The 20,988-nt window shown below is 48.1% G+C and carries 17 protein-coding genes; 13 read left to right on the forward strand and 4 right to left on the reverse strand.

The window, feature by feature from the left end; translation table 11 throughout:
• Position 1: 1 nt before the first annotated feature.
• The 8 genes from SD450_RS00030 (at position 2) to SD450_RS00065 (ending at position 11,016) form a co-directional block, all read left to right on the forward strand.
• A complete protein-coding gene (locus SD450_RS00030; RefSeq protein WP_318342616.1) occupies positions 2-2,977 on the forward strand; it encodes a SusC/RagA family TonB-linked outer membrane protein in 2,976 nt (991 codons plus the stop codon).
• A 17-nt stretch (positions 2,978-2,994) separates the two neighbouring features.
• A complete protein-coding gene (locus SD450_RS00035; protein WP_318342617.1) occupies positions 2,995-4,335 on the forward strand; it encodes a RagB/SusD family nutrient uptake outer membrane protein in 1,341 nt (446 codons plus the stop codon).
• A 92-nt stretch (positions 4,336-4,427) separates the two neighbouring features.
• On the forward strand, positions 4,428-5,912 hold the full coding sequence (locus SD450_RS00040) for a glycoside hydrolase family 10 protein (RefSeq protein ID WP_318342618.1): 1,485 nt from the start codon (positions 4,428-4,430) through the stop codon (positions 5,910-5,912).
• 6 nt (positions 5,913-5,918) lie between these two features.
• Entirely contained in the window at positions 5,919-6,401 is a 483-nt protein-coding gene (locus tag SD450_RS00045) for a GNAT family N-acetyltransferase (protein ID WP_318342619.1), read from the forward strand.
• Positions 6,398-7,678: an MFS transporter gene (locus tag SD450_RS00050; RefSeq protein WP_318342620.1), complete on the forward strand. Its 1,281-nt coding sequence runs from the start codon at positions 6,398-6,400 to the stop codon at positions 7,676-7,678. The genes SD450_RS00045 and SD450_RS00050 overlap by 4 nt, the downstream gene beginning before the upstream one ends.
• Positions 7,671-9,275: a glycoside hydrolase family 3 protein gene (locus SD450_RS00055; RefSeq protein ID WP_318342621.1), complete on the forward strand. Its 1,605-nt coding sequence runs from the start codon at positions 7,671-7,673 to the stop codon at positions 9,273-9,275. The genes SD450_RS00050 and SD450_RS00055 overlap by 8 nt, the downstream gene beginning before the upstream one ends.
• Positions 9,272-9,937: a class I SAM-dependent methyltransferase gene (locus tag SD450_RS00060; protein WP_318342622.1), complete on the forward strand. Its 666-nt coding sequence runs from the start codon at positions 9,272-9,274 to the stop codon at positions 9,935-9,937. Before SD450_RS00055 ends, SD450_RS00060 begins: the two co-directional genes overlap by 4 nt.
• Entirely contained in the window at positions 9,934-11,016 is a 1,083-nt protein-coding gene (locus tag SD450_RS00065; protein ID WP_318342623.1) for an anhydro-N-acetylmuramic acid kinase, read from the forward strand. Before SD450_RS00060 ends, SD450_RS00065 begins: the two co-directional genes overlap by 4 nt.
• Here SD450_RS00065 and SD450_RS00070 read toward each other — a convergent pair.
• Positions 11,013-12,227, reverse strand: coding sequence for a multidrug effflux MFS transporter (locus tag SD450_RS00070; protein ID WP_318342624.1), 1,215 nt, complete (start codon positions 12,225-12,227; stop codon positions 11,013-11,015). The two genes, SD450_RS00065 and SD450_RS00070, sit on opposite strands and share 4 nt — an antisense overlap.
• Before the next feature lie 288 nt (positions 12,228-12,515).
• On the opposite strand from SD450_RS00070, the gene SD450_RS00075 reads away from it, so the two are divergent.
• On the forward strand, positions 12,516-12,836 hold the full coding sequence (locus tag SD450_RS00075) for a GIY-YIG nuclease family protein (protein ID WP_318342625.1): 321 nt from the start codon (positions 12,516-12,518) through the stop codon (positions 12,834-12,836).
• A 91-nt stretch (positions 12,837-12,927) separates the two neighbouring features.
• Here the strand turns inward: SD450_RS00075 and SD450_RS00080 are convergent, their stop codons facing one another.
• From SD450_RS00080 to SD450_RS00090, 3 genes are read right to left on the reverse strand one after another with little or no spacing between them, the layout of a single operon-like run.
• Positions 12,928-14,469, reverse strand: coding sequence for an acyl-CoA carboxylase subunit beta (locus tag SD450_RS00080; protein WP_318342626.1), 1,542 nt, complete (start codon positions 14,467-14,469; stop codon positions 12,928-12,930).
• Positions 14,470-14,473: 4 nt separating this feature from the next.
• A complete protein-coding gene (gene accC, locus SD450_RS00085) occupies positions 14,474-15,916 on the reverse strand; it encodes an acetyl-CoA carboxylase biotin carboxylase subunit (RefSeq protein ID WP_318342627.1) in 1,443 nt (480 codons plus the stop codon).
• A gap of 6 nt (positions 15,917-15,922) precedes the next feature.
• Complete coding sequence (locus SD450_RS00090; RefSeq protein ID WP_318342628.1) at positions 15,923-16,408, reverse strand: acetyl-CoA carboxylase biotin carboxyl carrier protein subunit; 486 nt, start codon at positions 16,406-16,408, stop codon at positions 15,923-15,925.
• A 175-nt stretch (positions 16,409-16,583) separates the two neighbouring features.
• Between SD450_RS00090 and udk the strand changes: the two genes are divergently transcribed.
• Genes udk through scpA form a run of 4 tightly spaced genes read left to right on the forward strand, consistent with a single transcriptional unit; the run spans position 16,584 to position 20,985 of the window.
• On the forward strand, positions 16,584-17,192 hold the full coding sequence (udk, locus tag SD450_RS00095; RefSeq protein WP_318342629.1) for a uridine kinase: 609 nt from the start codon (positions 16,584-16,586) through the stop codon (positions 17,190-17,192).
• A gap of 2 nt (positions 17,193-17,194) precedes the next feature.
• A complete protein-coding gene (locus SD450_RS00100; RefSeq protein WP_318342630.1) occupies positions 17,195-17,527 on the forward strand; it encodes an FtsB family cell division protein in 333 nt (110 codons plus the stop codon).
• Positions 17,520-18,905 (forward strand): methylmalonyl-CoA mutase subunit beta, encoded by a 1,386-nt coding sequence (locus SD450_RS00105; RefSeq protein ID WP_318342631.1) that lies wholly within the window; start codon positions 17,520-17,522, stop codon positions 18,903-18,905. The genes SD450_RS00100 and SD450_RS00105 overlap by 8 nt, the downstream gene beginning before the upstream one ends.
• Positions 18,898-20,985, forward strand: coding sequence for a methylmalonyl-CoA mutase (gene scpA / locus SD450_RS00110; RefSeq protein WP_318342632.1), 2,088 nt, complete (start codon positions 18,898-18,900; stop codon positions 20,983-20,985). Before SD450_RS00105 ends, scpA begins: the two co-directional genes overlap by 8 nt.
• Positions 20,986-20,988: the final 3 nt, after the last annotated feature.

The following is a 20,988-nucleotide window of genomic DNA, read 5'->3' on the forward strand; positions in this document are numbered from 1 at the left end:
TATGCGAAAACTACATGACTATTTAGGACGAATGAGGTCCCGACTGGTTTTGATTGTCTTCTTGGCGTCTGCGCTTTCAGCCTTCGCCCAGAATCAATACACCTTTTCGGGGACCGTTACTGAAAGTGGCACGGGAGTGCCGCTTGCTGGTGCTTCAGTGTTCATTGAGAACACTTCGTATGGTTCCGTCACCGATTTTGACGGAAATTACAGCTTTACCGCCTCCTTGGAACCTGGCTCCTACACATTGGCGATCAGTTCCTTGGGATTTTCCACACAGCGAATCGCAACGACAGCGGGCGGAAATTCCTCGATCACTACCGATGTCAATCTTGCCGAGGATTTATTGAGCCTTGACGAAGTGGTTGTCACAGGTACGGGAGCAGGAGCCAACAAAAGGACCTTGGGTAATGCCATATCTTCCGTAAAGGCCCAAGAATTGGTGGACAATGGTGCGACACAGATAGACCAGGCCATAGCCGGTAAGGTCACCGGTGCCTTGGTACAGCAAAACTCTGGTGACCCCGCGGGCGGTATCAGTATCCGTCTTCGTGGGCCAAGTACCATCACAGGTAGCTCGGACCCGCTTTACATCGTGGATGGGATCATCATCAGCAACTCGAGCAACGAGCTCGTGGATCTTGGGGGAAATGCACAGAACCGCTTGGCGGACATCAACCCCAACGACATCGAGAAGATAGAAATCATCAAAGGAGCGGCAGCGGCGGCCATTTATGGATCAAGGGCGAGCAACGGGGTTGTCCAGATCTTCACCAAACAAGGAAGGACTGGCGAGCCCAAGTTTACGTTCATGACCAATACGAGGATCAATGAACTTCGCAAGAAAATTGATTACAACCAAGTCCCCTTGGACTGGGCCGTACCATCGAACCGATTGGACCTTACGACAGTTGAAGTGGATCGTTATGACCTTCAGGATGAGATGTTCGAATCCGGTTTTGGTATCGAAAACTATTTCTCCATGACCGGTGGAACAGAAAAAACATCCTATTACCTGTCCGCTTCCCATTTGGACAATGATGGTATCATAAAGAACACCAATTTCAAGCGATATGGTTTTAAGGCCAATCTTACCCAAAAGGCTTTTGATTGGCTGGATATTACAGGTGGGTTCAATTATGTCAGGAGTGTCAGCAATGATATGCCGAACGGCGGGATCAACAGTGCATATGGTGCCATCACGGGCTTTGTGTTCAGCGACAACTCCATCGACCCGTCTCCCGATGAATCAGGGGTGTATCCCGTTACCTCCCCGGCAGTGCCAAGAACAAACCCGGCTGAGGCTGTGGCTCGGTTTGACTTTGGCCAAAAGACCAACCGCTTCATCACAAGCGTGGCGCTTGACGCGAATTTCACGAAAAATTTGAGCGCTAAATACACCTTGGGATTGGACTATTACAACCAATCGGCCACGGCCTACATCCCGATCAACAACACTTCCCCCAATCCTGATGGGTATGCCAGAAGGGCCGACCTCAACAGTTTCCAGTACAACTCAGACCTTAATTTCACCTATAAAACGGATATTACATCGTCCATCTCCTCCACATCTACATTGGGAGGGTCATGGCAGTATGAGGAACGTGAAAGCATAGGCATCAATGCTACAGGCCTGCCTCCCGTGGTAGAGACTGCCGCTGGCGGAAGCATCTTGGAGCAAGGGGAAAGCCGTTCCCAAATATCCTATTGGGGTGCCTTCTTCCAGCAATCCTTTGGCTTTAACGACAAAATCTACGTGAATGGTGCCGTACGGATGGATGGCGCATCCACCTTTGGTGAGGATGAGCGCAACCAGTTGTACTTTAAGGCAAGTGCCTCCTATGTAATGTCTGATGAGGATTTCTGGAAAAACACTTTTGGTGATGCTTTCAACCTGTTCAAGCTTCGGGCTTCTTGGGGCCAAGCAGGTAACCTGACTGCCTTGAGTGCCTATGCAAGATTTTCCAACTACAACCCATCCGCCTTGACAGGTACTGTAAGTTTGATCCCGAGCACCCAATTGGGCAACGAAACCCTTAAGCCGGAAAGACAAGATGAAACAGAGCTTGGTTTTGACGCTGGACTGTTCAACAATAGGATCGGTATTGAATTTTCTTACTACAAACAAAAGGTTACCGACCTGTTATTGCAAAGGGTATTGGCGCCATCCAGCGGTTTCAGTTCCCGATTCGAAAATGTCGGGAATCTGGAGAACACTGGTGTGGAAGTATTGCTGAGAGGGGCCCCGATCAAGACCAAGGACTTTAATTGGGATCTTACGGCCACTTTCTCAAAGAACAAGAACGAAGTGACCAATGTGGCCGGTGGCGGAAGAATAGCACTTCCCGGTAGCTTTTCCACCAATTATGTGATCGAAGGCCAACCGCTTGGGGTTTTCTACCATGGATTCTATGCGAGGAACGAGGATGGATCCATAGCCCTTGACGATGCAGGATACCCCTTCCGAGGGGAAACCGAGGAAGGCGAGCGCTCCAAAGTTATCGGTGACCCCAACCCAGATTGGTTCGGATCGTTGATCAACGAGTTTACCTATAAAGGCTTTGGCCTCAGGGTACAGTTCGATGCCGTCCAAGGTTACGACGTCTTCAACTGGAACAGAAGATTGCTGGACAACGTTGTCTTTGGTGGTGGTTACAATGTAGGACAGGAACTTTTGGGCAACAGACCTAAGGGCTATGGAAGTGCACAAGCGGGTATTTTTGAGGAATTTGTGGAGGATGGATCTTTCGTGAAACTCAGGGAAGTTGCATTGAGCTATACCTTCAAACCCAGATGGGAGCACATAGACAATGTGAGGTTCAGTTTGGTGGGCAGAAACTTGATTTCATGGGACGATTACTCCGGATGGGATCCAGAAGTAAGCGCAGCAGGGCAGAGCAATGGAGTACGCGGATTCGATTTTGCAACAGTACCGATACCAAGGACCTATCAATTGGGCGTAAACGTTAGTTTCTAATCCTAAAAAAATTGACAATGAAAATTTACAGATATAATACATTAAAACTGATGTTCCTGCTAACGACCCTGTTGGCTGTTACATCGTGCGAAACAGACTTTGATAACCCGAACGCGGCCTCAGCCGATCAGGTTTACGATTCAAGGGAAGGTATTTTGGCCGCCTCGATAGGTATGCAGGAACTTTATTCCACGACAGGCATGCGATGGATGATAGAGACCCCAGCCATCACCACAAGGGAGGTTGGGATCACAAGCACCTTCCAAAACCTCATCGATCTTGAAAACGGCGGGGATATCCCCAACAACACTTCAAACATCGAAGGGCTATGGGCCACCATGTTGCGAGTGATAGGTATTGCCGAGAATATTGCCACCGAAGCCGAAAGCTTGGAAATAGAGGTAGGAACACGAAGTGGCCTCATTGCATATGCAAAATTGTTCCATGCCATGAGTATCGGTGCCATGGCCCAAAACTACGAGCAGGTGATTGTTGCCACTTCAGATGACAACCCTCCTTTCGTGAGTAGGATCGAAGGCTTCAATACCGCCGTTGGCTTGCTGACCGAAGCACAAACGCTTCTGGCCGCGACACCCATTTCTGCTGAATTTGAAGCGGAAATATTGAGAGGAGAGATAGATTTGGAGAATACCATTGGGGCAATGCTGGCCCGATTTAATCTCTATGCCGGCAATTATGATGCCGCCATCGCGGCAGCATCCGCTGTTGACCAAACCTCCGGTTCTGTTTTCTCCTACGATTCCCAGAACCTGAACCCGGTGTGGGCCAGGGTCTATCAAAATGGTGTGGACAACTTTAAGCCAAGGGATAATTTTGGCCTACCGGAAAGCTTTGTCTTTGACGATGCCGATGGCAGATTGGCCTTCTATCTGATTCCTTTGGATGAATTGAACCTAAACCAATTGCCCATCGAGGACCTGGCCGGTTTCTTTGATGGTGAAAATGGTTCGGAAGCAATCCCGGTCTATTTGCCGGATGAAATGAACCTCATCATAGCAGAGGCCAACCTAAGAAAAGCCTCTCCGGACACAGGTGCGGCAATCGCGGCCTTGAATCTGGTATTGACGGACAATGACGACATCTTTGGCGTAAATGCCAATGTGGCTGCCTATAGTGGGGACACCTCTGTGGATGCCTTGTTGGATGAAGTCTATAAAAACAGAAGGGCCGAATTGTTCCTTACTGGAGGTAGTCTTGAGGACAGCAGAAGGTTTGGAAGACCAGAGCCCACCCCAACGGTACAAAATTTTGATGAGGAAAGGAACAGGAACTTTTATCCCTATCCGCTGACGGAAAGGGACAACAATACGAACACTCCTCCCGATCCGGCCATATGATGAAATTTCATTTGAGTTGTTAGTTGTTTTGATTCAATTTTAGCAAAAAGGCCTACATTTAGTGCATACGTAGGCCTTTTTTATTCCATTTCATGAAAAGATTTCTCTACTTGATCCCTTTTGCTTTTCTGATTTCCTGTGCGGTTTCCAAAGCACCCAAGGAGGAATTCAGGGGGGTATGGATAGCCACCGTGGCCAACATCGATTGGCCGAAACACCCATTCGATGATGTTGAAAAGAAAAAGAAGGACTTCATCGCCATACTGGACTTCTACGAAAAACTGAACTTCAATGCGGCCATTGTGCAGGTGAGGACTGCTGGGGATGCCCTCTATCCCACCCAACTGGCCCCGTGGTCCAAATACCTATCGGGCGAACAGGGAGAAGCTCCCGAAGGTTTTGAAGAGCCACTCCAATGGATGATCGAGGAAACCCATAAAAGAGGCATGGAGTTCCACGCTTGGCTCAACCCCTATCGCGCCACATTCGACCTGGACACCTTGGCCCTCTCCAAATCCCATGATTTTTACCATCATCCCGACTGGATGCTCAAGTACGGTAAAAAATACTACTATGATCCCGGCCTTCCCGAAGTGCGGGAAAAATTCAACCAGATCATTGAAGAACTGGTCATCAACTACGAACTGGATGCCATCCATTTCGATGATTATTTCTATCCCTATAAAATTGAAGGGGAAACTTTTGGGGATGCCGAAACTTTTTCCAAATACGGATTGCCCGGACAATCCTTGGAAGATTGGCGACGAAGCAATGTGGATTCCCTGGTGAAAAACGTACACGCCACCATCAAAAAGAACAAACCTTGGGTACAGTTCGGCATCAGTCCGTTCGGGGTCTGGAAAAACAAAAGTACCGACCCAAAAGGTTCCGACACCCAGGCCGGGCAGACCACCTACGAAGACCTGTATGCGGACCCTTTACTCTGGGTGCAGGAAGGTTGGTTGGACTATTTGGCCCCACAAGCCTATTGGAGCATGGATTACCCCGTGGCCTCGCACAAAAAAATCGCTTCTTGGTGGGCCGATGCCACCCCCAATACCAACCTGTACATGGGCAATGGCACCTATAAGATCAACAACAATGCTGATAAGGCTTGGAGCAAGAAAAACGAAATTCCAAAGCAATTGAAACTTGCACGTGATCTGGAAAATATTGATGGCAATATCTTCTTCAGTGCCAAATCATTGATGGGCCAGCATGAAAAGGTCAACCAAAAACTGGAAAAGAAATTTTATGGCCTGCCCGCAGAAAATCCGGGACCCATCAACCAGACGGTAAGAGATGTACAATTGCCCGCAATCGTTTCTTTGGAAAAAACAGGGCAATCCGTGGAAATTTGTATCGACCATACCGATCGTATTCCTCGTTTTCTGAACCTTTACCTTGTAAAAAATGGAAAATCACAATTCCTTGGGAAAAAATATCTTTCAGAAAGTGATATGGAAGGTTGTTTTCAATTCAACCTATCGCCAAAACAGCTCCGAGGTGAACTCGAGATAAATATCAGTGATGCCTTTGGCAATAAATGCGCCATGCAACCCCTGAACATCAAATAGCCCGATATGCACGACATGCTTGTTCGACTTATGGACCTCCCCGATACCTCCAAAGAAGAAAAAGAACTTTCGGAGAAAGAGGGCATCGTTTTCAAAAGGCCCATCCCTCCCGAAAAGAGCATTGTGGTCCAGTGGGTCGGTCAGCATTTTAGTACGAACTGGGCAGATGAGACCGAGGCTGCCTTCACGGCCTTGCCCGTGAATTGTTTTATTGCCCAACGGGAGCAGGAAATTTTGGGTTTTGCCTGTTTTGAGAGTACCGCAAAAAACTTTTTTGGCCCTACGGGTGTCCTTCCTTCCGAAAGGGGCAAAAACTTGGGCAAGATCCTCTTGGTGAAATCATTGCTCGCCCTGAAGGAATTGGGATATGCCTACGCCATTATCGGTGGGGTTGGCCCTGCCAGTTATTACGAAAAAACCGTAGGTGCCACCATTATCGAGAAATCGGAAAAAAGCATCTACCAGAACCTATTAAAACATCCCAAATGAATGTAGTTCCAAAAGACAAAAACGCCTGGCTGTGGATTCCCTTTTTATACTTTACCCAAGGGATTCCCTACATTCTGGTGGTCACGGTCTCCGTGATCATGTACAAGCGTTTGGGCATCGGCAATGCCGAAATAGGACTGTACACCAGTTGGCTCTATTTGCCTTGGGTCATCAAACCCTTGTGGAGCCCCATTGTGGACCTGAACGGCACCAAACGAAAATGGTTCCTGGGCATGCAATTGGTCATCGCCCTTGCATTTTTGGGAATCGGGCTGTTCCTGCCCTCCAATTCCTTTTTCACCATCACCTTGGCGTTTTTCTGGATGGCCGCCTTCGCCTCCGCCACCAACGATATTGCTTCGGATGGCTATTACATGATCGGCCTTACCCAGAAAAAACAATCGTTCTTCATTGGGCTCCGCAGCACTTTTTACCGATTGGCCATGGTGACCGGGCAAGGGCTCTTGGTCATTTTTGCTGGATTTTTGGAGAACAGATATGGTGACAACACCAAAGCATGGTCCATTACCATGATCAGTGCCGCCGTTTTGATGATCGCCCTCACCATTTCCAACTTTTTTGCCACGCCCAAGTTTGAAGAAACTGCACCCCAACCCAAAGAAAAACAAGTGGGTTTTTTTGAAGTGTTCGCTTCCTTTTTCAAGAAAAAACAGATAGGCTGGGCACTCCTGTTCATCCTCACCTACCGCTTGGGCGAATCCCAATTGGTAAAAATGGCCTCCCCCTTCCTTTTGGATAAACTCGAGGTGGGCGGACTGGCCTATTCAACGGAAGCCGTGGGCACCATTTATGGCACGGTGGGCATCATCATGCTATCCTTGGGCGGAATCTTGGGCGGAATCCTGATCTCGAGAGATGGTCTAAAAAAATGGATGCTGCCCATGTTACTGGCCCTGAACCTGCCCAATGCCCTGTATGCACTTTTGGCGATAACCCAGACCACCAGCATGTTTGCCGTGGTGGGCACCGTGGTGATCGAGCAATTTGGTTATGGCTTTGGTTTCGCTGCATTTATGATGTACCTCATCTATGTGGCCGAAGGGGCCTCCAAAACATCGCACTATGCCATCGCCACCGGATTCATGGCCCTCGGGATGATGCTCCCTGGTATGCTCAGCGGATACATACAGGAATGGTTGGGATATGGCGGCTTTTTTACCTGGGTCGTGATCGCCGCCCTGCCCGCATTTGTGGTACTGCGCTTTTTGAAATATCCTGCGGATTATGGCAAAAAAACTATCGACACCAATGACTGATACCCTTCCAACTTATACGCTTCCAAAGAAAGAATTGACCCTAAGACAAAAAGTAGGGCAATTGTTCATGCCCGCCGTTTTCATCAACGATACTGAGGAAGAAGTCCAAAAAATGGAAAGGCTCATCAAAGAATACCATGTTGGGTCTATCTGCTTTTTCCACAGTAGGGCCAGTGCCGCCACCAATTTTGAAGGGAAGAAAAAAGTGGTGCACAATGCCAAAAGCTACGATCGGTTAAAAGAACTCATTGCCCGCTATCAGAAAGCCGCTGAAGTTCCGCTTTTGGTAGCCATCGATGCCGAATGGGGGTTGGCCATGCGTATTGAGAATACCCCCCAGTTTCCCTACGCCATCACCTTGGGCGCCCTGAACGGGGATGAAAACCTCATCTATCAAGTAGGACAGCATATCGGATGGGATTGCAGGACTGCTGGCATTCAGTGGAACCTTGCCCCAGTAGTGGACATCAACAACAATCCTGAAAACCCCGTCATCGGCTATCGTTCGTTCGGGGAAAACAAAGAAAAAGTGCTGGCCAAATCCGAAGCTTTCATTCGGGGAATGAAAAGTACCGGGACGCTGAACTCCATCAAACACTTTCCCGGTCACGGTGATACGGCTACCGATTCCCATTTGGGACTGCCCGTCATCGATAAATCATTGGCCGAGCTAAAAGAGAACGAACTGTTCCCTTTTCAGGAACTCATCAACATAGGAGTGGACTCTGTGATGGTGGGCCATTTGTTGTTGCCTCAATTGGACGCCGAAAATCCATCGACCACTTCATCAAAAATCATCACTGATCTCCTTCGGAAACAAATGGGTTTTGAAGGTGTGATCATTTCAGATGCCTTGAACATGCATGCCGTCTCCAAAAAATATCACCAAAAAGGAAAATTGGAAGAGGCCGCTTTTGAAGCAGGGATGGACGTACTGTGCTTTAGTGAAAATGTTGCAGAAGGGATACAACTGATAATGGACACGGCCTCTGAAGGTCGAATCAACGAAAGTTTTGACCGAGTGTGGCAATTGAAGAAAAAAGCCTTTTCCCCTGAAAAAGAGATGGTCGCACCCAATGACGGCTCCGCATCTGTATTGAACCGTAAGATAGCCCTCGAAAGCATCACGGAGCTCTATGGAAACCCAAACGACATTCAAAAATTCAAAGCAGAGGGATTCCTCAACATATCCTGCAACAACGGGAAAGAAAACATCTTTTCCCAAAAATTGAAGGACGAATTTGGGATTGAAACTCTGGATATTGCTTTGCAAACGGACATCATCGACCAAAAGATCAAGACCACCAAAAATGTGGTTCTCTCCTTATTTCCTCCTGCCGTGAAACCCAAAGACCAGTTTGGGTTTGATGAAAACGTATTGGAAACCGTCAAAAAATGGGTCGAGGAAAACAACACCTTGATCTATCTTTTTGGCAATCCCTATGTTTTGGACCTTTTAGGATTGAAACCGACCTCGAATGTGGTTGTGGTGTATCAGGATTTTCCTGAATTTCAAGAAGTAGCAATCGAGCATTTCAAAGGAACGGTTTTAGCAAATGGAACACTTCCCATCCAACTCAAAACGTTTCAAGCATGAACGAGGACATTTTAAAATCGTGGGAGAAAAATGCTTCGGAATGGGTCAAGGTCATTCAAAGCAATAGCATTCCATCAAGGAAATACACCAATGTGGCCATTTTGGATACCATCAGGCAATTGAAAGGCAAAAAAATCGTGGATATTGGTTGTGGTGAAGGTTGGCTGACCCGCGAAATGGAGAAAATGGGATGGCAGGCCACCGGACTGGATGCCATAGAAGGTCTGGTCTTGGAGGCCAGAAAAAATAGCGAGGCGGATTTCCATGTTTTCACCTACGAAGACATTATCGAAGGAAAACCCATACCTAATGCTCCTTTTGATGCCGCGGTGTTCAATTTTTGCCTTTATCTAAAGGAAGGACTGCAGCAACTATTGGCCCACACATTGCAACAGCTTTCACCGAAGGGTACCCTGGTGATACAGACCCTTCACCCTTTCTTTTTGCTACAGAATGGATTGCCCTACGAAAGCCAATGGCTGGCCGACTCCTGGAAAGGGTTGCCCGGCAACTTTACGGATGGTCATTCGTGGTACGCACGTACATTCAAAGATTGGATCTCGGAGCTGAACCAATTGAAAAACATCAATACCCACTGCAAAGAAATAACCAACGACGAGGGCAAACCTGTTTCTTTGATCCTTAAACTAGAAAAACGATGAGCAGCTATAACGTATTGGGGTTGATGTCAGGCACATCATTGGATGGTCTGGACATGGCCCTTTGCCATATCTGGGAAGAAAATGGCCATTGGAACTTCACCATCAAACACACCAAGGATATTGCCTACTCCGATGAAATGAGGGAACAACTCAAAAATGCCATTTACCTATCCGAAAAAGACCATGCGCAGTTGCACAGGGATTATGGTATTTGGTTGGGGGAACAGGCCAGAAGTTTTATGGAAGAATTTGGTCCAGAGATAGATTTTATTGCCAGTCACGGGCATACGTCCCACCATAGACCGCACGACGGCATCACTTTTCAATTGGGTGATGGACAACTTTTGGCGAATACCAGTGGAAAAAAAGTGGTCTGCGATTTCAGGACCAAAGATGTGTCCCTAAAGGGACAAGGTGCCCCCTTGGTCCCTATTGGTGACAAATTGTTGTTCCATGAATATGATTTTTGCCTGAACTTGGGTGGAATCAGTAATATCTCTTTTGATAAAGAAGGGGAACGGATTGCCTATGACATCGGGTTGGCCAACATGCCCTTGAATTATATTACCCATAAAATGGGCCTGGCCTACGATGAAAATGGAAAATTGGCCCGTTCCGGGAAACTGAACCACGGTCTTTTGCAACAACTGAACGCCTTGGCGTATTATCAGCTTCCCTATCCGAAGTCCACAGGCTATGAATGGTTCACTGGCGAGATTGTTCCCTTGATCGAAGCTTCCAAAAGTGCCGAGATTGACCTTTTGCACACCTTTATCCACCATAATTGCGAACAGATTGCCATTTCGGTCCATAAGCATCAAAGCAAATCCCAAAATAAATTATTGGCAACAGGTGGAGGGGCCCTCAACCAATTCTTTATGGATACCCTCCAAGAAAAGCTGGGCTCCCATACGGAAGTGGTCGTCCCGAGCAGAACATTGATTGCTTACAAAGAAGCCTTGGTCTTTGCATTGATGGGCGTGCTCCGTTTGGAAGGCCAGACCAATGTGTTGCGTTCCGTCACTGGTGCCACATCAGATTCTTGCAGTGGGGAGATTTTCCTTCCCAACCAGGGTTAAACAGCGGCCAGTCTTTTTCTTCGAGGCTTTCGCACCATAAGAAAAATGGCAAGGGAGCAAAGTCCGCAGATGGCCAAACCAGCAAAAAGAGGCCATACACTATCTTTCACAAATTCCCCGATGAAGGTCGCAATGGGAATGGAGAGCAGGGTGGACACAAAACCATTGATGGCCGCCCCGATTCCTGCAATATGTCCTATGGGCTCCATGGCAATGGAACGGAAGTTACCCCACATAAACCCAAGACAGAAGAACTGCACGGACAGAAACCCGACCAACACATAGATGCTTGGATTGGGCGAGTTCAGGTACAAAAAGGAATACAGTAGGGCCACCGAACAGAACACGATGGTAGCCATCAAGGAAAGTTTTCGCATCCCGAAACGCATGACCAAGGTACCGTTCAAAAAAGTGGAAAGCCCAATGGAAATGGCCAAGCCAGCAAAAATATAGGGGAACATCTCCTTCAGCGCATATTGGTCCTCAAAAATATGCTGGGCCGAGCTCAAATAGACCAAGAATGCCCCGGTGACCAATCCAGAGGTCAAGGTAAAGGCAACCGTTTCCCTATGTTTTACAAATTCCTTGAGACCATCGATAAAGACATGGCCCGAAAACGGAATCTTGTATTCGGGGTGTAAGGTCTCTGGCTGTCGCTTCCAAAACCAAATGGCCACCATGAGGGCAAAAAACAATTGTACGTAAAAAATGGCCTGCCATCCTGCGGCATCCAGTATCAATTTGCCTATGGCAGGGGCCACAACCGGCACGAGAATGAAGAAAGCCACCACAAACGACATGATCTTGGCCATGTAATCACCTTCATAGGTATCACGGATGATGGAAATGGAGATAGTTCGGGGAGCGGAAAGTCCTATCCCCTGAAAAATCCTGCCAACGACCATGACTTCCAATGATGGGGCATAAAGACAGATGATGCTGGCCACCAAAAAAATGGTGAACCCAACATACACCACAGGTTTTCTGCCAAAACTATCGGATATGGGCCCAAAGAACAATTGCCCCACACCCAAGCCCAAGAAAATCATGGTGACCAACAATTGATTGTCCGTTGGATCCAAACTGTTGATGGCCTCACCGATATTTGAAATCGCGGGCAGAATGGCATCAATGGCCAAGGCAACTATGGACATCAAGGCGGCCATCATGGCCACGAATTCAAATTGGGGTTTTTGGGTTTCTTTTTGCATGGCGCAAAATTAGGCATAGCCCACGGACCAAGAAAGCTTTTAAGATAGGTTTAATGTTATATTCATATAGGTTTTGTCAATAAATACATTTTTATCCCTTTTCCAAATCTTCGTATCGATTTCAAAAATTTCGTTAGGTTTGGGTTGTCAGATCGAGCGCTGTCAAAATTAATTTCTCAAAAATTTCATCAGGTTTGGAATGTCAGGTCGAGCGCAGTCGAGACCCATTACTGAAATTTTGTTAGGTTTGGGATGTCAGGTCGAGCGCAGTCGAGACCCATTTATGAGATGAATCTTTATTTTGTTTACATATTGAAATGTTCCGATGGATTGTTCTATACTGGCATCACAGATGATATTTCCCGGAGATATGCTGAACACCAAAATGGTTTGAACAAATCTGCATTTACTTATCGAAGAAGACCCGTACAACTCGTTTTTCAACAAGAATTCAATGATGTTTTGCAGGCCATCTATTTTGAAAAGAAGATAAAGAAATGGAGCGCCCAAAAGAAATTGGCCCTGATCAATGGAGACTATGATCTGCTAAAAATTTTGGCCGAGTGCAGGAATGCCACACACCATACATATAATCCTGACTTAGATTGAGGTCTCGACTGCCTGCCCGTCCGGCAGGCGGGCGCTCGACCTGACAGTTGACAACTATATTAATGAAACTCGTGTCAAACCACTACAAAGCCTACAACGGAATGTTCCCATGCTTCTTCCATGGGGTCCGCACTTCCTTTTTTTCCAACATGGCAAAAGCCTTCAACAGTTTGCGCCTTGTGTCCTTCGGCAAAATCACCTCATCAATGAAACCTCGTTCCGCAGCTCGATAGGGGTTTGCAAATTTTTCCGCATATTCGGTCTCTTTCTCCTTCAGTTTGGCTTCGGGGTCGTCTGAATCGGCAATCTCACGCCTAAAAATGATCTCACTGGCTCCCTTGGCCCCCATCACGGCAATCTCGGCACTGGGCCATGCAAAATTGAAGTCGGCCCCAATGTGCTTGGAATTCATCACATCATAGGCACCACCATAGGCCTTTCGGGTAATCACCGTCACCCGTGGCACAGTTGCTTCGCTCAGGGCATAGAGCAATTTGGCCCCATGCATGATAATCCCGCTCCACTCCTGGTCCGTTCCCGGCAAAAATCCAGGGACATCCACCAAAACGAGCAATGGAATGTTGAAAGCATCACAAAAACGGGTAAAACGGGCCGCTTTCTGTGAACTTCGCACATCCAACACCCCTGCCAAAAACATGGGTTGATTGGCAATGATTCCGATACTTCGCCCTCCCAAACGGGCAAAACCTGTGATGATGTTTTCCGCAAAGTCCTTGTGGATTTCATAGAACGTATCGTTGTCGATGACACCATGGATCACGTCGTGCATATCGTACGGCTTGTTGGGGTTGTCGGGCACAATGGTGGAAAGCTGCTCCCGAAGCTCATCGCCAAGCTCATACGGTTTTATTTTGGGCCGTTCGGTATTGTTCTGGGGCAGGTAATCCAACAATCGTTTGATATCGTCCAGGCAAGTGGCATCGTTGGAAGCCGTCCGGTGTGCCACGCCCGACTTCGCTGCGTGTGTGCTGGCCCCTCCCAATTCTTCGGAAGTGACCTCCTCATTGGTCACCGTTTTCACCACATTCGGGCCTGTGACAAACATGTAACTGGTATCCTCCACCATCACGATAAAATCCGTCATGGCCGGGGAATAGACCGCACCACCGGCACAGGGACCCATAATGGCCGAAATCTGCGGAATCACGCCCGAAGCCTGTACGTTTCGGTAAAAAATATCGGCATAGCCTCCCAAAGACCTTACTCCTTCCTGGATCCTTGCCCCTCCAGAATCGTTCAGCCCCACAATGGGCGCCCCGACCTTCATGGCCAAGTCCATCACCTTGCAGATTTTTTCGGCATGGGTCTCGGACAAAGCACCACCAAAAACCGTAAAATCTTGGGCATACACATACACAAGCCTACCGTTCACGGTGCCATACCCTGTCACCACCCCATCCCCGTAGCAAATCTCCTTGTCCATTCCAAAATCAGTGGTCCGATGGGTGACCAAGGCGCCCATTTCTTCGAAGGAACCTTCATCCAAAAAGTAATGGACCCGCTCACGGGCCGTCAATTTCTTCTTTTGATGCTGTTTTTCAATCCGTTTCTGCCCGCCCCCCAAAAGGGTTTGGGCCATTTTATCCTGAAGTGTCTTTATTTTGTCGTCCATGGGTTCAATTTGATGGCAACCGTACTTTTTTTTTGTCTTCCAAATACTGATAGAGTGCGACCAGTGCAGCTACTTCGGCTTGTTTGGCATTGCGCTCTTTGATGTCGTCGGGGGCATAATGGTTTTTTACAAAGTGGGTGTCAAAATTGCCTGACCGAAAGGCTTCATGGGCAAAGACAAAACTCCCGAAAGGCAATGTGGTCTGTACGCCCTTTACCTTATATTCCTTGATGGCGTCCAGCATCAGCGCTATGGCCTCTTCCCTAGTTTTACCATAGGTAATGAGCTTGGAAAGCATGGGGTCATAGTAGATGGGCACGTCCATACCTTCCTCAAAACCATCGTCCACGCGGATACCTTGTCCGCTGGGAGGTCTATATATTTCCAAGGTGCCCACGCTCGGCAAAAAATCGTTCAAGGGGTCTTCCGCATACACCCGGAGTTCCACGGCATGCCCTTGGATTTTCAGGTCCTCCTGCTTCATGGGCAGTTCTTCCCCACGGGCCACCCGAATCTGCAATTCCACCAGATCCACTCCTGTGATCATTTCGGTAACGGGATGTTCCACTTGCAAACGGGTGTTCATTTCCAAAAAATAGAAATTGTGGTCGGCGTCCATCAGAAATTCCACCGTACCGGCCCCGATATAATCGCAGGCATTGGCCACTTTGGTCGCTGCCACGCCCATTTTTTCCCTCAGTTCTGGGGTCAAGATGGAGGAAGGGGCCTCTTCCACTACTTTTTGGTGCCGTCTTTGCACACTGCATTCCCGCTCAAAAAAGTGAAGGACATTCCCGTGGGTGTCCGCCATCACCTGTACTTCGATATGTCTGGGGGACTTCACATATTTTTCCAAGAAGACCGAACCATCCCCAAACGCAGAGGTGGCCTCGCTGATGGCGCGTTTCATGCCCGATTCCAGTTCCTCCTCCTTCTCAACAATACGCATTCCCTTGCCCCCACCGCCTGCGGATGCCTTGATCAATATGGGATAGCCCACCTCCTTTGCAATTTTCTTGGCTTTGGCCACATCGGTAATGGCCTCGTCTATGCCGGGGACCATGGGAATATCGTAAGCTTTGACCGCCTCTTTGGCCGCCAATTTGCTCCCCATCATTTGGATGGCCTTGGATTTGGGGCCAATAAAGGTGATCCCGCTTTTTTCAACAGCTTCGGCAAATTCTGCGTTCTCGCTCAGGAAACCATATCCGGGGTGGATACCATCGACACCGAGCGCCTTGGCCACTTCAATGATCTTATCTCCTCTCAAATAGGATTGGTTGGAGGGCGCCTCGCCTATGCAAACAGCCTCATCGGCAAACTTCACATGGGGTGCGCTCCTATCTGCTTTTGAAAATAGGGCCACGGTTTGGATACCCATTTTTTTGGCGGTTTTCATCACACGGACCGCAATCTCGCCGCGGTTGGCAATCAGTATCTTTTTCATATGATGTTATTCGAACGCTATCAACAATTGTTTTTTATCAACCGTATCACCTTGCTTCACGGCCACCTGTTTGATCACTCCTTTTCTCGGCGAAGTGATGATGTTCTCCATTTTCATGGCCTCCAAGACCAACAGTTGGTCCTCTTCGTCCACTTCTTGCCCTTCCTTTACCAAAATATCCAAGATAAGGCCTGGCATGGGGGCGGAAATGGAGTCGATGTTCTTGGCCCCGTTGGTGGCAAAACCCATTTTCAGAATGAGTTCATCCAATGGCGTGTGGACGGATGCCGAGTATTCACTTCCATTGACGGAAATGGTATAGGTGCCCGCATTGAAATCGGATTCCAGGATTTTTACATGGTAGGATTGCCCGTCTTGAAGCAAATGAAAGGCAGTCTTGCCAGTTTTGATCAAATCCAATGCCGCAATCTGTTCTTGGGAAAACGTAAACCCAGCATTGTCGTCCACTTTTACCGAGTACGAACCATCCATAGATATAACCTTTAGTTAGTTTGATAAATATAAGGGTATTGGTTTGGAATTGCACAAGACATTCCCGTTATCCTAGGCTGTGATTTGTGGATGGGCATGATTTTGCCATCATACTGACATTTGAATGGGCAACAGATATATTCAAATGTTTATTTTTGGGGTTAAATTGGTTCGTATGCTGATCTTAGGGATTGCCGGGGGCACCGGTTGTGGAAAAACGACGGTCGTCAATCAAATTGTTGACCAACTTCCTGAAAACGAGGTAGGTGTTATTTCACAGGACTCGTATTACAACGACCTTTCCCACATGGACCGAAAGGAGCGGGGAAAAGTCAATTTTGACCATCCGAACTCCATTGATTTCGACCTTTTGATCTCCCATATGATGCAACTGAGGGAAGGAAAGACCATCCAGATGCCGGTATATTCCTTTGTGGAGGAAACACGTTTGGAAGAGACGGTACCGACCCCTCCCCGAAAGGTGATGATCGTAGAGGGGATTTTGGTATTGAGCAATCCAAAGCTCCGCGATCTGTTCGACATCAAAATTTTTGTGCATGCCGACTCCGATGAGCGGTTGATCCGCAGGTTGCAGCGCGACATCAGGGAACGGGGGCACGACCTGGACAAGGTGCTCACCCGCTACCAGACCGCCGTAAAGCCCATGCACGAACAGTTCATTGAACCTTCCAAGGAGTTTGCGGACATCATCATCCCGAACAACCACTACAACACGGTGGCCGTGGATATTGTACGGACCATCATCAACAATAAACTGGCATAGCCATGGGCCTGAAGGAATTAAAACAGAAAAAATGGTTCAAAGTCTTTACCAATACGTATATTTTGGTACTGACCATTTTTGTGATATGGATGGCCTTTTTCGACACCAATTCCCTATTGATCCACCTAGAGTTGCGAAACGAGATCAAAAAACTGGAAAAACAGAAGGATTTCCTCAAAGAGGAGATTGCGAAGGACAAGGAAATCCTCAAAAAGATGTCGGACAAAAATGAATTGGAAAAACTGGCCCGCGAAAAATATTACATGAAAAAGGAAAACGAGGAAATTTTCCTGATTGAGTACGAGGACAGTTTGAAAAACAAACAAGATGACTGACAGTGGCCTATTTGACGAATTTCCCGAAGTTTCCGCAAAACAGTGGAAACAGAAGATCCAGTATGACCTAAAAGGGGCCGACTATAACGACACCCTCGTCTGGGAATCGTTGGAGGGCATCAAGGTAAAGCCCTTCTACCACTCGGAGGACATGGAAAGCACCAAGACCTTTCCCCTTCCCGAAGGCCATACGTGGCAAATTGCGGAGACCGTCTATGCCGGAGACCCTAAAAAAGCAAATGCAAAGGCCTTGAACGCCCTCAAAAAGGGAGCTGGCAGCTTGATTTTTACCATTCCCGACCCAAAAACAGATTTCTCGGCCCTTCTCGCCCAAATCGATTTGGAGACAACCCCGGTCCATTTCAATTTCGGGTTTTTGGAAGTGGAACCCATCAAACGGCTGTTGTCCATCACTGGTGGCCAACAAGCCAATATATTTCTCCACTTAGACATCATTGGGCATTTGACCAAAGATGGAAACTGGTTCCACAACCTGGAAAAGGACCATGACCTGCTCAAGGAAATCTACGCATTGGGCAACTTTCCAATATTGGGTGTCGATGTTTCCCATTATCAGAACGCAGGTGCAAACAAGGTGCAACAATTAGCATATGGATTGGCCCATGCCAATGAGTACCTGAACCATTTTGCGCATGTCATCCCGAGCGCAGTCGAGGGATCTTTTCCAATCGTGTTCAAAGTGGCCGTGGACGGCAACTATTTCTTTGAAATAGCAAAATTGAAAGCATTGCGTTGGCTCTGGAACACGTTGGCCGTTGCATACGGTCTGAAAAATGATTGCCATATCCTTGCCGTGCCCACCAAACGGAACAAGACCCTGTACGATTACAACGTGAACATGCTCCGTACCACTTCCGAATGCATGTCTGCCGTACTGGGCGGTGCCGATACGGTATGCAACCTTCCTTATGATGCCATTTACCATAAGGACAATGAATTTGGCAACCGTTTGGCCCGAAACCAATTGCTGTTGCTGAAAGAGGAGAGCTATTTTGACAGCACTTCAAATGCTTCGGAAGGAGCTTACTACATCGAATCGCTCACCCAACAACTGGGGGAAAAGGCCTTGACACTGTTCAAACAGATAGAGGCTTCAGGGGGATTTTTGGACGCCTTGAAAAAAGGAACCATACAGCAAAAAATCAAGGAAAGTGCCGCAAAGGAACAACAGCTTTTTGATGAAGGGAAGATCATATCATTGGGAACGAACAAATACCAGAACCTCCAAGATCGTATGAAAGATGACCTGGAGCTGTATCCCTTTGTGAAGACCCAGCCCCGAAAAACGATCATTGAACCCATCATTGAAAAAAGATTGGCCGAAGCTATCGAACAAAAACGATTGGACAATGAGTAGAAAGGACCTTCAACATTTGGAATTGAGTTCAGAGTTGGGTGAAACTCATAACTCAAAACCCATAACTCCTAACTATAGGCATGCCAATTTCGCTGCCGGCATCTCCCCCTTCCTTCGGGGCCCCTACTCCACCATGTACGTGAGCAGACCATGGACCATCCGTCAATATGCTGGATTTTCCACTGCCGAAGAGAGCAATGCCTTCTACCGTAGAAACTTGGAAGCAGGGCAAAAAGGACTTTCCGTTGCCTTTGACCTGCCAACCCATCGCGGATATGATTCTGATAATGAACGTGTTGTAGGAGATGTGGGCAAGGCAGGGGTCGCCATAGATTCTGTGGAGGACATGAAAATCCTCTTCGATGGCATTCCGCTGGACCAAATGTCCGTTTCCATGACCATGAACGGCGCCGTGATACCCATTATGGCCTTCTACATTGTGGCGGCACTGGAACAGGGCGTGCCCATGGAAAAACTTTCGGGGACCATCCAAAACGATATTTTGAAGGAGTTCATGGTACGGAACACCTACATCTACCCTCCCACGCCCTCGATGCAGTTGGTGGCCGATATTTTCGAGTTCACCAGCAAACATATGCCGAAGTTCAACAGCATCAGCATTTCCGGTTATCACATGCACGAAGCTGGTGCCCCTGCGGCCATGGAACTGGCCTACACCTTGGCCGATGGGACCGAATACATCCGGACCGGGATCAAGGCCGGCATGAAAATAGACGACTTCGCCCCCCGACTTTCCTTTTTCTGGGGGATAGGGATGAACCATTTCACGGAAATTGCCAAAATGCGTGCAGGCCGCATGCTTTGGGCCAAACTGGTGCAGCAATTCAGACCGAAAAATGAAAAATCGTCCATGCTGCGTGCCCACAGCCAGACCAGTGGCTGGAGCTTGACCGAGCAAGACCCCTTCAACAATGTGGCAAGGACCACCATTGAGGCCATGGCAGCGGCCTTGGGCGGAACACAGAGCCTACACACCAATGCGCTGGACGAGGCCATTGCCCTTCCCACGGATTTTTCTGCGCGTATTGCACGGAACACACAGATCTATCTTCAGCTTGAAACCCATATCACGAAAACAGTGGACCCTTGGGCCGGTAGCCATCTTGTTGAAAAACTGACCCAAGAAATCGCCGAAGAGGCCTGGGAACTCATCACGGAAATTGAGAAATTGGGTGGAATGACCAAGGCCATCGAGGCGGGCATCCCCAAAATGCGCATTGAGGAGGCTGCAGCCAAAAAGCAGGCCCGGATAGACAGTGGACAGGATGTTATTGTGGGCGTGAACAAATACAAATTGGAGAATGAGGACGAGCTCCAAATTCTGGAAGTGGACAATGTAAAGGTCCGCAAACAGCAAATGGAGCGTCTGCAACACATCAAATCCACCCGAAATACCGTTGCGGTCGAAAAAGCTCTGGAAAACATAAGGGCTGCGGCCAAAAAAGCAGTGCAACAGGAGACCGACCGTGAAAATTTGTTAGCTTTAGCAGTGGAAGCGGCCAAAGAACGTGCTACGCTGGGGGAAATCAGTGATGCCATGGAGAGTGCCTTTGGACGCTACAAAGCAAAAATCCAATCCTTTTCCGGAGTGTATTCCAAAGAAATCAAGAACGACGAAAGCTTTGAAAAAGCCCGAAAAATGGCCGATGAATTTGCCATTCAGGAAGGCCGTCGCCCCAGGATCATGGTGGCCAAAATGGGTCAAGACGGACATGATCGCGGGGCAAAGGTGGTGGCCACAGGCTATGCCGACCTCGGTTTTGATGTGGACATAGGCCCCTTGTTCCAGACCCCTTCGGAAGTGGCCAAACAAGCCGTGGAGAATGACGTGCATGTACTGGGCATCTCGTCCCTGGCCGGAGGCCATAAAACCTTGGTCCCGGAAGTGGTCCAAGAACTGAAAAAAATGGGACGGGAGGATATCATGGTGATCGTGGGCGGTGTTGTCCCCAAACAGGATTACCCACACCTGTTGGAACACGGCGCCGTAGCGGTGTTCGGGCCCGGCACCAAGATAAGTGATGCCGCCATTGAAATACTCAACATTTTGATGGGCTAATGG

The organism is Flagellimonas baculiformis (assembly GCF_033441575.1).
Lineage (GTDB): Bacteria > Bacteroidota > Bacteroidia > Flavobacteriales > Flavobacteriaceae > Flagellimonas > Flagellimonas baculiformis.